Here is a 14,336-nt window from a genome sequence, read left to right on the forward strand (position 1 = left end):
TCAGCGCCCTTCTTCGATCCAGGTGGCCTGCGGCCCGTCGAGCACGATGTCCCAGTGGTAGCCCATCGAGAACTCCGGCACCGACAGACTGTGGTCGTACGTGGCGACGAGCCGCTGGCGGGCCGCGTCGTCCGTCACCGACTGGATGATCGGGTCGTACGGGAACAGCGGGTCGCTCGGGAAGTACATCTGCGTCACGAGCCGCTGCGTGAACGCCGTGCCGAACAGCGAGAAGTGGATGTGGGCCGGCCGCCACGCGTTGACGTGCTGACGCCACGGATAGGGGCCCGGCTGCACGGTGGTGAACCGGTAGAAACCGCTGTCGTCGGTCAGGGTGCGGCCGACGCCCGTGAAGTTCGGGTCCAGCGGGGCGTCGTGCTGCTCGCGCTGATGGGCGTAGCGGCCGGCCGAGTTGGCCTGCCAGATCTCGACGAGCTGACCGCGCAGCGGACGCCCGGCGCTGTCCAGCAACCGGCCGGACACCGTGATCCGTTCGCCGATCGGCTCGCCGTCGTGCTGCCGGGTGAGGTCGTTGTCGATCTCGGTGATGTCCCGCTCGCCGAAGGCGGGGGAGGCCAGCTCCACCAGCTCCGGGTCCTTGCTGACGTCGATCGCGACCGGCGGCTGCTTCGGGTGGCGCAGGACGGAGGACCGGTACGGCGCGTAGTCGCGGCGCGGCTGGTGCTCGACGGGCGCGCCGTCGGCGAGCCGCTTCTCGTACGTGGCGTGCTCGGCCGCGATCTCCTGGTCGATGTCGGCTTGCGTGAGAGTCATGGGGATTCCTGGGTTCTTTATCGTTCGAGGACGAGGGCGAGGCCCTGGCCCACGCCGATGCAGAGGGTGGCGACTCCGACGCCGCCGCCCCGCCGGGCGAGCTGGTGGGCGACCGTGCCGGCGAGCCGGGCTCCGGACGCGCCGAGCGGGTGACCGAGGGCGATCGCGCCGCCCTGCGGGTTGAGGACCGCCGGGTCGAACTCGGGCCACTCGGCCACGCAGCCGAGCACCTGGGCGGCGAACGCCTCGTTCAGTTCAAGAACTGACAGATCGTCAAATCCCCTGCCCGCCTTGGCGAGTGCGCGGTTGACGGCCTCGACGGGGGCGAGCCCGAAGTAGTGCGGGTCGATCGCGGACACCCCGCTCGCCCCGACGCGGGCGAGCGGCTCGCGGCCCGTCGCCTTCAGCCCCTCCTCGTCCACGAGGAGCAGCGCGGCGGCCCCGTCGTTCAGCGGCGACGCGTTGCCCGCCGTCACCGTCCCGTCCTCCGTCCGGAAGGACGGCTTGAGCCGCGCCATCGCGTCCAGCGAGGCGTCCGCCCGTACGCATTCGTCGGCGTCGAACACGACCGGGTCGCCCTTGCGGCGCGGGATCGACACGGGCGCGAGCTCGGCGTCGAACAGGCCCGCCTCCTGCGCGGCGGCGGCCTTGCGGTGGCTGGACAGGGCGAACTCGTCCTGCCGCTCGCGGCTGATCTTGTGCTTGTCGGCGATGAGTTCGGCGGACTCGCCCAGCGGGATCGTCCACTGCGGGTCCATCCGCGGGTTGACCATCCGCCAGCCCAGCGTGGTCGAGTACAGCTCGGCGGGCCCCGCCGGGAACGCCCGGTCCGACTTCGGCAGCACGTACGGCGCGCGGGTCATCGACTCGACGCCACCGGCGACGGCGACGGAGGCGTCGCCGACCGCGATCGCGCGGGCCGCCTGGATGACCGCCTCCAGGCCGGAGGCGCACAGCCGGTTGACGGTGACGCCCGGCACGGAGGTGGGCAGCCCGGCGAGCAGCGCGCCCATCCGGCCGACGTTGCGGTTCTCCTCGCCGGCCCCGTTGGCGTTGCCGAAGTACACGTCCTCGACCCGCGCGGGGTCCAACGCGGGTGTACGGGCGAGGAGTTCACGGATGGCGTGGGCGGCGAGGTCGTCCGGGCGTACGCCGGCCAGCGCGCCGTTGTAGCGGCCGATCGGGGTGCGGACGGCGTCGACGACGTACACGGTCTTGAGGCGGTCGCTCATGACTGGACCTCCTCGGCGACGCGGACCTTGGCGGCGGTCTTCGCCGTGATCTCCTCGACGGTGACGCCCGGCGCGGTCTCCACCAGCAGCAGGCCCTCTTCGGTGACGTCGAGGACGCCGAGGTCGGTGATGATCCGGTTCACGCAACGCTTCCCGGTCAGGGGCAGTGCGCAGTCGGTGAGGATCTTGGGGCTGCCGTCCTTGGCGGTGTGGGTCATGACGACGATGACCGTACGCGCGCCGTGCACGAGGTCCATCGCCCCGCCGATCCCGGTGATCAGCTTGCCGGGGATCGCCCAGTTCGCCAGGTCGCCGCGCTCGGAGACCTGCATCGCGCCGAGCACGGCGACGTCGATGTGACCGCCGCGGATCATGCCGAAGGAGAGCGCCGAGTCGAAGAAGGACGCGCCCGGCAGGACCGTCACGGTCTCCTTGCCGGCGTTGATCAGGTCCGGGTCGACGGCGTCCTCGGTGGGGTAGGGGCCGGTGCCCAGGATGCCGTTCTCGCTCTCCAGCACCACTTCGACGTCGGAGGGGAGGTAGTTGGGGATGAGCGTCGGCAGTCCGATGCCGAGGTTCACGTACTGGCCGTCTTGCAGCTCACGCGCGGCGCGGGCGGCCATCTCCTCGCGTGTCCAGCCCATCACTCGCCCACCGTTCCCTCGGTCGCCGTGCCCTTGGTCACCGTTGCCTCGGTCGCCGGGGCGGAGACCGTCCGCTGCTCGATCTTCTTGTCCGCCGCCTGCTCTGGGGTCAGCGCGATCACGCGCTGCACGAAGATGCCCGGCAGATGCACCGCGTCCGGGTCGATCTCGCCGGGCTCGACCAGCTCCTCCACCTCGGCGATCGTGATCCGCCCGGCCATCGCGGAGAGGGGGTTGAAGTTCCGGGACGACTTGTTGAAGACCAGGTTGCCGTGCCGGTCGCCCCTCGCCGCCCTGACCAGCGCGAAGTCGGTGCGGATGCCGTGCTCCAGCACGTATTCCACGCCGTCGAACTCCCGGACCTCCTTCGGCGGCGAGGCCAGCGCGACGCCGCCCGCACCGTCGTAACGCCACGGCAGCCCGCCCTCGGCGACCTGCGTGCCGACGCCCGCCGGGGTGTAGAAGGCGGGGATGCCGGCCCCGCCGGCCCGCAGCCGCTCGGCGAGCGTGCCCTGCGGGATCATCTCGACCTCGAGCTCACCGCCCAGGTACTGGCGGGCGAACTCCTTGTTCGCGCCGATGTAGGAACCCGTCACGCGGGCGATCCGCCCGGCGGCGAGCAGGACCGCGAGGCCCGACTCCATCGCCCCGCAGTTGTTGGAGACGACGCCGAGACCGCCCACGCCCCGCTCGTAGAGAGCCTGGATCAGTACGTTCGGCACACCGCTCAGTCCGAAGCCGCCGACGGCGAGCGTGGCGCCGTCGGGCACGTCGGCCACCGCCTCGGCGGCCGTGAGGACCACTTTGTCCATCGGGGAAGCTCCATCTCGTTCGAGCCATCAGGCAGAGCACGTTGGTCAGGGCACATCGGTCAGGCGAATCCGTCAGCCGAATCAGTCAGCCAAATTAGTCAGGGCACTGAGCATTTCGGCGATGTTTCCCCTACGCTGCCACTGGACGGGGGCGGCGTCAAGGGAGGAGAATCATTCAGTACACGTACGAATTCGATGACGACCTCGGGAGCGCACATGGCCGCGGTGGACCTCACCAGCCACCCCGGGCACCTGGCCCGGCGGCTGCAGCAGGCGCACTACCTGCTGTGGAACACGATGGTCTCCGAGGAGATCACCTCGCCGCAGTTCGCGGTCCTCAACGCGCTCGTCGCCGAGCCGGGGCTCGACCAGCGCACGGTGGGGGAGCGGGTCGGGCTCGACCGTTCCACCGTCGCCGAGGTGATCAGCAGACTCATCCGGCGCGGGCTCCTCGACAAGGTCCGCGACCCGCAGGACGGCCGCCGTTTCCTGCTCCGCCTCACGGACGACGGGGTGCGCACCCACCGCAAGCTGACCGTGCGCACGGCCCGGATGAACCAGGTCTTCCTGTCCCCGCTCTCGACCGTCGAACAGACCCTGTTCCTGGAGCTCATCCAGCGCGTCTCGGACGCCGCCGAGGGGCTGCGCAACCCCGCGGACCCCGTGGTCACCTTCCCTCAACCCTGATCAGGGCGCCGTCGCGAGCACCACCCACACCTGGCCTCGGGCGAAGCCGACCGGGGTGCCGTCGGCGGCGGTGAAGTCGGTGCCGTCCGTGGCCGTCCGCCGCTGCCAGTTCACGTCGAAGACGCGCCCGTCACGCAGCACCTTCGCCTTCCCCGAACCCACCGTCTCGGTGTACGGAGTGTTGTTGCCGAGGAAGTCGTGGAAACCGGACGCGCGCACCTTCACGTACTGCACGACCACCGTGGCCGGTGCCACCCGCTGCCCGCCGGCCGTCACCGTCGGCGCACCGTCCGTTGACAGCAGCCAGCGGTCCCGGCTCCCGGACCAGGCGAAGGTGAAGCGGGCCGCCGGGTACCGCACGGTGTACGAGGCCGTCGCCCGGCCACCGGCGGGCGCGGCGCCGTAGCGGAAACCCGTGGTCAGCGCGGCGGCGCCCGGCGCGGCGGGCAGCAGCCGGTTCGGCCGCAGGTAGAGGTTGTGCGGCGCGGCCCGGTCCGTACCCCGGAAATACGCGCCGGACGACTTATCGGGCGTGACGGCGTCCAGCGGCGCCCGGTCGATCAGCGGCAGCAGCTTGCCCTGCGCCCCGGAGAACGCCAGCACCGGCTGCTCGAACTGCCGCAGCAGCTCCAGATCGGACTCACGGGCGCTGCGCACCGGACCGACCGCCTTCGGCAGGCTGGTCGCGTACACGGCCATCAGCCTACTCAGCCCGCCCTCGACCTGCTCCGCGTACACGACGTCCGCGGCGTCGATACCGGTTTGCGGCCGGGCGTCGGGCGCGTTGTCGATCTTCACGGCGAGCACGGAACCGACGGCGGCGGAGGGACCGGTGCCGCTCGGCCGGGGGTGCTCCGACGCGCTACGGCTGTCGTCGTGCGTAGACGGCTCCCCGCCCGACGTACAGCCGGCGGCGAGGGCGACGGCGAGGGCGGCGGAGAGCAGGGCGGCGGTGGCCGCGGAGTGCGCCGTGCGCATGGTGCGTGCGGTGCGTGCGGCGCGGGCCGTACGTCTCGGATGACTCGGGCGATTCGACCGGTCTGTGACCATCCTGGTCACCCCTGTTCCCGTTCTCTCCGCTGTGTCAGCGTCGGACGACGCCGTGCGGGTGCGTCAGTGCTCCCCGGATGGCGCCGTCCCGAGGATCTCCGAAAGGTCGTAGCGCACCGGCTCCTCCAACTGCGTGTACGTGCAGCTCTCCGGGGTGCGGTCCGGTCGCCAGCGGCGGAAACGGGCCGTGTGCCGGAACCGCGCCCCGTTCTCCATGTGGTCGTACGCCACCTCGGCCACCCGCTCGGGCCGCAGCGGCACCCAGGACAGGTCCTTCTTGCCCGACCAGCGGCTCGGCGCTCCGGGCAGCCGGGCCGTCTCGTGCGCGGCCTCGTCCCCCCAGGCCGCCCACGGATGGCCCGCCGCGTCCGCCATCCGCAGCGGCTCCAGCTCCTCGACCAGCTCCGCCCGGCGCTTCATCGGGAACGCGGCCGACACCCCGACGTGCTGCAACACGCCCCGGTCGTCGTGCAGCCCCAGCAGCAGCGAGCCCACCACCGGCCCGCTCTTGTGGAAGCGGTACCCGGCGACGACGACGTCCGCGGTGCGCTCGTGCTTGATCTTGAACATGGCGCGCTCGTCCTGGAGGTAGCCCAGGGTGAGCGGCTTGGCGATCACGCCGTCCAGACCCGCGCCCTCGTACTCCTCGAACCATCGCCGCGCCACCTCGACGTCGGTGGTCGCCGGCGCCACATGCACGGGCGGGGTGACCCCGGCCAGCGCTCTGACCAGCAGTTCCCGCCGGTCGCTCAGCGGCACGTCGAGCAGTGCCTTGTCGGCGAGCGCGAGGAGGTCGAAGGCGACGAACGACGCCGGGGTCCGCTCGGCGAGGGTGTGCACCCGGGAGTCCGCCGGGTGGATGCGCTCGGTGAGCGCGTCGAAGTCGAGCCGGCCCTCCCGCGCGATCACGATCTCGCCGTCCAGCACACAGCGCTCCGGCACCCGCTCCCGCAACGCCGCCACCAGCTCGGGGAAATACCTGGTCAGCGGCTTCCCGGTACGACTGCCGACCTCGACCTCGTCCCCGTCCCGGAACACGATCGCCCGAAACCCGTCCCACTTCGCCTCGTACTGCATACCCGGCGGAATCCCCGCGACCGACTTCGCAAGCATCGGTTTCACGGGCGGCATCACCGGCAGATCCATGTTCCGACTCTACGAGCGGTCCATGGTGTCCGCTTGCCGGGCCTCTCCGGACGATCACGTGCGGATCGAGCAGGGCGAGATCCTCGACTGGCTTGATCCCGGCGCGTTCAGGGACAGGTCTCGCCGAACTTGACCGCATCGAATTCGACGGGCTGTCCGTTCAGCTTCGTGCCGGCAGCGGGCTGCTGGGTGCACACCTGCCAGTTGGACTCGACGAGGATGAAACGGTCGTCGCCGGATGCGTCCTTCACCGTGATCGACGTTCCGGAGTCGAGGGCACCCCGGGCGGCCTTCACGGACTTGCCCTTGAAGTCGGGCATCGCCCCGCCGGCCGCCGTGGGCGCGGCCTGGTCCTTGGCGGGGCAGGTCTCGCCGAGCTTCACGGCGCCGAAGTCGAGTTCGGTGTCCGTGGCCACGGTGTTTCCGGCGGCCACGTTCTGGGTGCAGACCTTCCAGTCGCGGTCGAGGATCTGGTTGCGGCCGCGGCCGAGGGAGTCGTGGGACTTCAGCGCGTAGAACCCGGCGGCCTGAGCCGTGTCCTGGGCGGACTGCAATCCCATGCCGACGAAGCTGGGGACGGCCTTCTTCTCGGTCGTCTTGGCGTCACTGTTTCCGGTGGCGGTGCCGCTGCTCGCCCCGGACGGGCTGCCGCTGGTGGTGGTGTCCTTGCAGGCTGTGGCGGAGCCGCCGAGGACGAGGATGCCGATCGTGATGGCGGCGGTGGTTCTGCGATTGGCCATGTGTGCCCCCCATTGGCGCGAGTTGCGGTGGGGGGTGAGCGTATGAGGGCTTGCGATGGCGCGTGGGGTGTGTGGCGGTTCTGTGACCTGAATGGGCGATGCGTTCACGGTGGGCCCTCGCCCGTGGGGATACGCCCACGGGTGAGGGGCACGATCCTGCTCCTATGGGTTCCGGGTTCCGCCGCAGATCCTTGCTCCGGTTCTGCGCGCCGACCGCCCGGCGTGGGAGGCGATGCGAGCTGATGCGAGGTGGCACCGGTGTGTCTACCGTGGCTCGCATGGGTGATGCGGTGGAACTGGAAGTGGCCGGCCGGACGGTACGGCTGTCCAGCCCGGACAAGGTCTTCTTCCCCGAGCGCGGCTTCACCAAGCTGGACCTCGCCCGCTACTACCAGGCGGTCGCCCCCGGCATCCTGCGCGCCCTGCGCAACCGCCCCACCACCCTGGAGCGCTACCCGGACGGCGTCACCGGCGAGTCCTTCTTCCAGAAGCGCGCGCCGAAGAACATGCCCGACTGGATCCCGACCGCCCACATCACCTTCCCCAGCGGACGCAGCGCCGACGAGATGTGCCCCACGGAGGAGGCGGCCGTCCTGTGGGCCGCCCAGTTCGGGACGCTCACCTTCCACCCCTGGCCGGTCCGCCGGGACGACGTCGACAGCCCCGACGAACTCCGCCTCGACCTCGACCCGCAGCCCGGCACCGACTACGACGACGCCGTGCGCGCCGCCCACGAACTACGCGCCGTCCTCGACGAGTTCGGCGGTCTGCGCGGCTGGCCCAAGACCTCCGGCGGTCGCGGTCTGCACGTCTTCGTGCCGATCGAACCCCGCTGGACCTTCACCCAGGTACGGCGCGCCGCCATCGCCGTCGGCCGGGAGCTGGAACGGCGGATGCCACAGCAGGTGACGATCAAGTGGTGGAAGGAGGAGCGCGGCGAGCGCATTTTCGTCGACTACAACCAGACCGCCCGCGACCGCACGATCGCCTCCGCCTACTCGGTACGACCACGCCCGCACGCCCCCGTCTCGGCACCGCTGCGCTGGGAGGAGGTCGGCGACGCGCACCCCGCCGACTTCGACCTCGCGACCATGCCGGCCCGCTACGCCCAACTCGGCGACGTGCACGCCGACATGGACGACCACGCCTTCTCCCTCGAAGCCCTCCTCGAACTGGCCCGCCGCGACGAACACGACCACGGCCTCGGCGACCTGCCCTACCCGCCGGAGTACCCGAAGATGCCGGGCGAGCCGAAGCGGGTGCAGCCGAGCCGGGCGAAGAAGGAGACGCCCCCGTCCTAGCCGGCGCCTCCTCTTTCACCCGCTCCGCTGCCCTACAGCTCCTTGATCCGGATGTCCCGGTACGAGACGACGTCCGTCGCGCTGTGCACCTGCAGCCCGATGTAGCCGGAGGCGAAGCGCCGTCCGTCGGTGCCCGGGTCGTCGGCGCGTGGCGGGACGAACTCCTGGCCGCCGATGTTGTCGAACTCGTTGATCAGCACGCCGTTGCGGTAGACCGAGTAGTGCTGGCCGACCACCCTGATCTCGTAGTCGTTCCAGGTGCCCTTCTGGGTGACGCCGGCCCCGGCGAGTCCCACTCGGTCGAAGCCGTACACCGACCCCGTCTTGTACAGGTCGCCGTCCGGCCGGTCCAGAACCTGTACCTCGTGGCCGTACTTGATGGCGACCCACTCCGGCCGCGGCTCCTCGGGGTGCTCGTGGATCCACGGGAAGCGCACGAACACACCGGAGTTGGCGTTGCCGGTGCCCGGGGCGTCGTCGCGCCACTGGAGCTTCAGTGAGAAGTCGCCGTACTTGCGCTGCGGGAACCACAGCATGCCGAGCCCGTCGCGCGTCGTACCGGAGGTGATCGACCCGTCGGCGTTGCGCGCGAACGAGCCGCCGCCCACCTGCTGCCAGCGCGCGAACGACGCCGCGCTCCCGTCGAGGAGCGCGCGGTAGCCCTCGGTCTGGCCGGGCTCGCCGATCCCGGACCGGCCGGCGGCCTGCTCGATCGCGTCGAACTCGCGCTGGTCGACGACCCCTTCGGCGAGCAGCCCGTTCAGGACCGTCGTCACATACTTGAGGAACAGCGCGTGGGACGTCCACTCCTTCTCGTCCTCGATCAACTCGTTGATCCGGCACCGGCTGTCGGTCAACCGGTTCGGCACCCCGGAGTCGACCGTGCCGACGACGACCGTCAACCGCTCGTCGTACTCGGGGCAGTTGGGGGCCGGGACCTGGCTCGACACCACCGTGAAGGTCACCGTGCGCGCGGCGGAGGTGTTGCCCGCCTTGTCGACGGCCCGGTAGGCGAGGGTGTGCGGGCCCGCACGGTCGACCGTCACCGGGATGCCGTACGCAAGATACGGTCCACTGTCGAGTGAATACTCGATCCGGTCGACACCCGACCCGCCCGCATCCGTCGCGCTCACGGTCACCCTGGCGCTGCCGACGTACGCCCCGTCGGAGTTCCTCGTCCCCTCGACCGTCACACCGGTCACCGGGGGCGTGGTGTCCTGCGGGGTCGCCGCGACCACCGTGAACCGGACACTCCGCTCGGCGGACACGTTGCCCGCCTTGTCGGTGGCCCGGTACCGCACGGTGTGAACGCCCACCTGGTGCACCATCACGGGGGTGGCGTACGGCTCCCAGGCCCCGGAACCGGTCCCCGAGTCGACGGCGTACTCGATGGTGTTGACGCCGGACCCGGTGTCCGATGCGGACACGGTGACGGTCGCCATGTCGATGTACGCTCCGTCGGCGTTCTGCTCACCGGTCACCGTCGCCGAGGTCTCCGGCGGCGCGGTGTCGTCGGAGGGCGGGGCGACTACCGTGAACGTGACGGTCTTCTCGGCGGACACGTTGCCCGCCTTGTCGAACGCCCGGTACCGGATCCGGTGGCCGCCGATCTGGTCGACGACGACCGGTGCGGTGTACGGGATCCAGTCGCCCGGATCGTCGTCGACGGCGTACTGGATACCGTCGACCCCCGACCCGCCGTCGTCCGTCGCGCTGAGTGCGACACTCGCCGAACCGACGTACGCGCCCTGCGTGTTCTGCGTACCGGTGACCCGCGCCGCCGTCTCGGGCGGGGTCGTGTCCTCGCCGCCGCCCTCGCTCACCACGAGGATGCCCTGCATCTGGCCGTGGCCGGGGATCGTGCAGTGGTAGAAGTAGCGGCCCGGGGTCAGGGTGACCTCGGCGGTGTGACGGCCGCCCAGGTCGTCGTTCGGGTTGGCCAGGATGTTCACCGTGACGTCGTCGTTGAACTCGGGATCGTTCGTCACGAATGTCAACGTGTGGGGCATGCCGGTGGTGTTGCCGGTGGCCACGCTGTTCTCGAACACGAACGTCGCCCGACCCGCCACCGCCGTGGTCGGCGCCGAAACGTACCGGGTGATGTCGTCGCCGGCGGTCCAGGTGAGCGTCTGCGCGGCGACGGCGGCATCGGCTTTCGGCTGCGCCGAGGGCCGTGCGGCGGCGGTGGGCACCGCCTGTAGCCCGAGGAGCATCAGCATGGCGGCCAACAGGGCCGTCCACACCCTTCCTCTTCGTTGCCGTGTTCGCCGTGTCACTGCTCCCCCCTCGCCAGTTGCCCGGCGGCCGGTGTCGGACCGCCGCCCGTGTAAGTGACTTTCCACAGCGCCGACTTGGCGTCCGAGGTGAAGAACCCCCGGCCGTAGTCGAGGACATACAGAGCGCCGTCCGGGCCGAACTTCCAGTCCATGAGGTTCTTGATGCCGTCGTTGCCGACGGGCACGATCTTCTTCAGTGACTCGGAGTGCACCGGCAGACCGCCCGCGCCCTGCGTCCTCGGGTCCATGACGACCGCGTTGCGCGGCTGGTCGGCGTCGTAGAAGTCGCCGACGAACCACTTGCCGTCCCAGTAAGCGGGCCACTTGGCCGCACTCGCGCTCGTCGCGTCGTAGCGGTACACGGGCCCGTTCATCGCGGCCTGCCCGCCGCCCTTGAGCCACGGCAGCCGGTAGGTGGCCTGGTCCTTGCGGTACGAGGGAATGCCGGCGGCGTCACGCGGGTAGTCGGGTGCGCCGCCCTGAGGTGCGTACCAGATGTTGTTCCCGGTCACCGGCGGCAGGTTGACCAGGCCGTCGTTGTTGGGCGACTCGTTCTTCGGGTGGTCGCAGTCGTACCAGCCCAGCGGCTGCGAAGGATCCGGCAGATTACGATCCCGGTAGGGCTGCTTGTTGCCCATGCAGTACGGCCAACCCCGGTTGCCCGCCTGGGTGATGACGGCGAACGTGTCGTACTTCGCCGGTCCCCACGTCGGCGACGGCTCGCCCGCGTCCGGACCGACCCACCCCGCGTACAGGACGTCGGTCGTGCGGTCGACGGAGATCCGCGCCGGGTTGCGGACACCCATCACATAGATCTCGCCGCGCGTCTTGCCGCCGCCCTCCTCGGTCTCCCGGCCCGTGAAGAGGTTCCCCGCCGGAAGCGTGTACGTGCCGTCGGGCTCCGGATGGATGCGCAGGATCTTGCCGTTGAGGTTGTTGGTGTTGCCGGCCGTGCGGCGCGCGTCGGCGAAGGACACGCCCCGGAAGTTCGGCTGCGGGTTGTTGCCGGAGTAACCGTCGCTGAAACCACTGGAGTTGTTGTCACCGGTGGCGATGTACAGGTTGCCCTTCGAGTCCCAGGCCAGCCCGCCCCCGGCGTGACAGCAACTGTGCACCTGTACCGGCCACTTGAGCAGCACCTTCTCGCTGCCCAGGTCGAGCCGGTTCGTGACGCGGTCGAGTGTGAAGCGGGAGACGCGCCGCTCGGCCATCCGCGTCTCACGGTTGACGCCCGAATGGGGCGTGTAGTGCAGATACACCCAGCCGTTCTGCGCGAAGCGCGGATCGAGCTCGATGCCGAGGAGCCCTTCCTCGACCTTGACGAGCTCGTCGCCCCCGCCCTTGTTGCCGAAAACCGTCAACTCCCCGGCCAGCGTGACCTTCTTGGTCGCCGGATCGTAGACGTGGACCTGGCCCTTGCCCTTGCCGACGTCCGGGTTGTTCCAGTCGGTGATCACCGGCTGGGAGGAGTCCGCGCCGCCCCGCCCGATGTAGAGGACCCGGCCGTCGGGCGCGGTGACCAGCCCGTGCGGCTCGCCGATCTGGTCGTTCTGCCCGGCCTGGTTGGGCCGCGTCAGCCGCTCGGCCCGGTAGTTCCCGGTGATGGTCGCCTTGCAGTCCGCCCGCGCCAGCCGCGTCGTCCACAGCAGCGCGCCGCGCAGATGCGCACGGAAGTCGGTCTCGTCGTACGACGACACCGTGCCGCCCATGCCCGTGTAGAAGGACCGGCCGCCGTCGTAGTCGCGGCACCAACTGACGGGATGGTCAGCGCCGTTGGCGCTCGCGCCCGGCTGGTACGTCGACTCGCGCACCCGGGCCACGGTGTGCACCTCGCCGGACGGGTTCTTCACCCAGTTCGGCCACAGGTCCGGGCGCTTCCACTCCAGAGGAAGCTCCTCGGTCGCCGGATGCCCGCGGTCGCCGACCTCAACGGTCGCCCGCTGTACGGCTGTTGGGCTTGACGCGGCCGGACGGGCCCCGATCAGACCGGTGAACCAGTCCGAGTACGGCTCCGCGCGGGCCGCGTCATGGAGGCCGACGAACCCGCCGCCGGCCTCCATATAGGCCTCCAGGCCCGCTTCCTGCTCCGGGTCGAGGACGTCACCGCCCCCGGTCAGGAACACGACCGCGTTGTAACTGCCCATTCTCGTACCGTCGGTGAAGACCGAGGCGTCGTCCGCGGCCTCGACCGCGAAGCGGCCGTCCGCCGGACCGGACAGACCGATCCGTTCGACGGCCTCGATACCGGCGTTGACGACCGGAGACTCGTCCCCGGCCGCGGCCGATCCGTGGAAGATCAGCACCCGTACGTTCGCGCCGCCCGGCGGCGACTTCACGGACACCGTCTTCACGGACATCGTTGTCGGTGGTGGATCCGGGGCCGGGCGGGCGTCCGCGGCAGGGGCGGACAGCAGGCCGGCGACAAGCGTCCCGCACGCCACGGTCGTCACCCGGATGCGTGTTCTCGTGCTCAACCCTCGTAAGCGCATGGGCACCTCCTCGGTCACAGCGGCAGCGCCAAGGAAGCTAGACCCCTTTGCGCGACCGGCCAATACCTATGACCGCAATGGCACGAACTTTGTCCTGAGTGTGGAGGAACGGCGCAGCGACCGGTACCGTCGCACAGATTCGTCACAGACTCGTCTTCCGCGTAAATCCCGTACCAGGGTGGGGAGTTCGGCATGGACAGGCGTGGGTTCAACCGGCGGGTGCTGCTGGGCGGTGCCGCCGCCGCGACCTCGTTGTCCCTGGCGTCGGAGGCGGTGAGCGCCGACCGGCCGGCGAGGACCGCGTCGGCCGGGGGAGCGGTCAGGCACCTCACGCTGTACGTCGAGAAGCTCGCCGACGGGCAGTTGGGCTACGGCGTGGAGCCGGGGAAGGCGACCGTCCCGGGGCCGCTCATCGAACTCGACGAGGGCGACACCCTCCACATCGAGGTGCGGAACACCCTGGACGTGGCCGCGAGTCTGCACGTCCACGGCCTGGACTACGAAGTGTCCAGCGACGGAACGAAGTTGAACAGGAGCGACGTCGAACCCGGCGGCACCCGCACCTACACCTGGCGCACCCACGCCCCCGGCCGCCGCACCGACGGCACCTGGCGCGCGGGCAGCGCGGGCTACTGGCATTACCACGACCACGTCGTCGGAACCGAACACGGCACGGGCGGCATCCGCAAGGGCCTGTACGGGCCGGTGATCGTCCGGCGCAAGGGCGACATCCTGCCCGACGCCACCCACACGATCGTCTTCAACGACATGACGATCAACAACAGACCCGCCCACGCGGGCCACCAGGGCCCCGACTTCGAGGCGACGGTGGGCGACCGGGTCGAGTTCGTGATGATCACGCACGGCGAGTACTACCACACCTTCCACCTGCACGGTCACCGCTGGGCCGACAACCGCACCGGCCTGCTCACCGGCCCCGACGACCCCAGCCAGGTCGTCGACAACAAGATCGTGGGGCCCGCCGACTCCTTCGGCTTCCAGGTGCTCGCGGGGGAGGGCGTGGGCGCCGGCGCGTGGATGTACCACTGCCATGTGCAGAGCCACTCCGACATGGGCATGGTCGGACTGTTCCTGGTGAGGAAACCCGACGGCACGATCCCCGGGTACGAGCCGCACGCGCACTGAGGCCCGACGCCGAGAGCGCCCCCTCCCGGGCCCTCACCC

General features: G+C 70.4%; 12 protein-coding genes. 3 read left to right on the top strand and 9 right to left on the bottom strand.

Going from position 1 to position 14,336, the window contains the following annotated elements; translation table 11 throughout:
- From pcaH to BMZ82_RS05960, 4 genes are read right to left on the bottom strand one after another with little or no spacing between them, the layout of a single operon-like run.
- The gene (pcaH, locus tag BMZ82_RS05945) at nucleotides 1-774 is read right to left on the bottom strand and encodes a protocatechuate 3,4-dioxygenase subunit beta (RefSeq protein ID WP_093772366.1); all 774 of its coding nucleotides are present in this window, start codon (nucleotides 772-774) and stop codon (nucleotides 1-3) included.
- Nucleotides 775-791: 17 nt separating this feature from the next.
- Nucleotides 792-2,006, bottom strand: coding sequence for a thiolase family protein (locus tag BMZ82_RS05950; RefSeq protein WP_093772368.1), 1,215 nt, complete (start codon nucleotides 2,004-2,006; stop codon nucleotides 792-794).
- The gene (locus BMZ82_RS05955) at nucleotides 2,003-2,650 is read right to left on the bottom strand and encodes a CoA transferase subunit B (protein ID WP_093772370.1); all 648 of its coding nucleotides are present in this window, start codon (nucleotides 2,648-2,650) and stop codon (nucleotides 2,003-2,005) included. The genes BMZ82_RS05950 and BMZ82_RS05955 overlap by 4 nt, the downstream gene beginning before the upstream one ends.
- On the bottom strand, nucleotides 2,650-3,462 hold the full coding sequence (locus BMZ82_RS05960) for a CoA transferase subunit A (RefSeq protein WP_093772372.1): 813 nt from the start codon (nucleotides 3,460-3,462) through the stop codon (nucleotides 2,650-2,652). The genes BMZ82_RS05955 and BMZ82_RS05960 overlap by 1 nt, the downstream gene beginning before the upstream one ends.
- A 216-nt stretch (nucleotides 3,463-3,678) precedes the next feature.
- On the opposite strand from BMZ82_RS05960, the gene BMZ82_RS05965 reads away from it, so the two are divergent.
- Complete coding sequence (locus tag BMZ82_RS05965) at nucleotides 3,679-4,149, top strand: MarR family winged helix-turn-helix transcriptional regulator (protein ID WP_093772374.1); 471 nt, start codon at nucleotides 3,679-3,681, stop codon at nucleotides 4,147-4,149.
- On the opposite strand, the gene BMZ82_RS05970 is transcribed toward BMZ82_RS05965, so the two are convergent.
- From BMZ82_RS05970 to BMZ82_RS05980, 3 genes are all read right to left on the bottom strand, one after another.
- Nucleotides 4,150-5,127 carry a DUF3048 domain-containing protein gene (locus BMZ82_RS05970; RefSeq protein WP_093772376.1) on the bottom strand — a complete coding sequence of 326 codons (978 nt, stop codon included), beginning with the start codon at nucleotides 5,125-5,127 and terminating at the stop codon, nucleotides 4,150-4,152. It lies immediately after the preceding gene.
- A gap of 135 nt (nucleotides 5,128-5,262) precedes the next feature.
- Nucleotides 5,263-6,345, bottom strand: coding sequence for an ATP-dependent DNA ligase (locus BMZ82_RS05975; protein ID WP_093772378.1), 1,083 nt, complete (start codon nucleotides 6,343-6,345; stop codon nucleotides 5,263-5,265).
- Nucleotides 6,346-6,452: 107 nt separating this feature from the next.
- Nucleotides 6,453-7,085 (bottom strand): hypothetical protein, encoded by a 633-nt coding sequence (locus tag BMZ82_RS05980; RefSeq protein WP_256251778.1) that lies wholly within the window; start codon nucleotides 7,083-7,085, stop codon nucleotides 6,453-6,455.
- Between the two features lie 278 nt (nucleotides 7,086-7,363).
- Between BMZ82_RS05980 and ligD the strand changes: the two genes are divergently transcribed.
- Nucleotides 7,364-8,386 carry a non-homologous end-joining DNA ligase gene (gene ligD / locus BMZ82_RS05985; protein ID WP_093772380.1) on the top strand — a complete coding sequence of 341 codons (1,023 nt, stop codon included), beginning with the start codon at nucleotides 7,364-7,366 and terminating at the stop codon, nucleotides 8,384-8,386.
- Between the two features lie 32 nt (nucleotides 8,387-8,418).
- Here the strand turns inward: ligD and BMZ82_RS05990 are convergent, their stop codons facing one another.
- Together BMZ82_RS05990 and BMZ82_RS05995 are read right to left on the bottom strand one after the other, a co-directional pair.
- Nucleotides 8,419-10,605 carry an OmpL47-type beta-barrel domain-containing protein gene (locus tag BMZ82_RS05990; protein ID WP_093772496.1) on the bottom strand — a complete coding sequence of 729 codons (2,187 nt, stop codon included), beginning with the start codon at nucleotides 10,603-10,605 and terminating at the stop codon, nucleotides 8,419-8,421.
- A 53-nt stretch (nucleotides 10,606-10,658) separates the two neighbouring features.
- A complete protein-coding gene (locus tag BMZ82_RS05995) occupies nucleotides 10,659-13,151 on the bottom strand; it encodes a ThuA domain-containing protein (RefSeq protein ID WP_177244402.1) in 2,493 nt (830 codons plus the stop codon).
- A gap of 192 nt (nucleotides 13,152-13,343) precedes the next feature.
- Between BMZ82_RS05995 and BMZ82_RS06000 the strand changes: the two genes are divergently transcribed.
- A complete protein-coding gene (locus tag BMZ82_RS06000; RefSeq protein WP_093772384.1) occupies nucleotides 13,344-14,297 on the top strand; it encodes a multicopper oxidase domain-containing protein in 954 nt (317 codons plus the stop codon).
- Nucleotides 14,298-14,336 lie beyond the last annotated feature (39 nt).

It is taken from the genome of Streptomyces sp. yr375, assembly GCF_900110755.1.
Classification (GTDB): Bacteria; Actinomycetota; Actinomycetes; order Streptomycetales; family Streptomycetaceae; genus Streptomyces.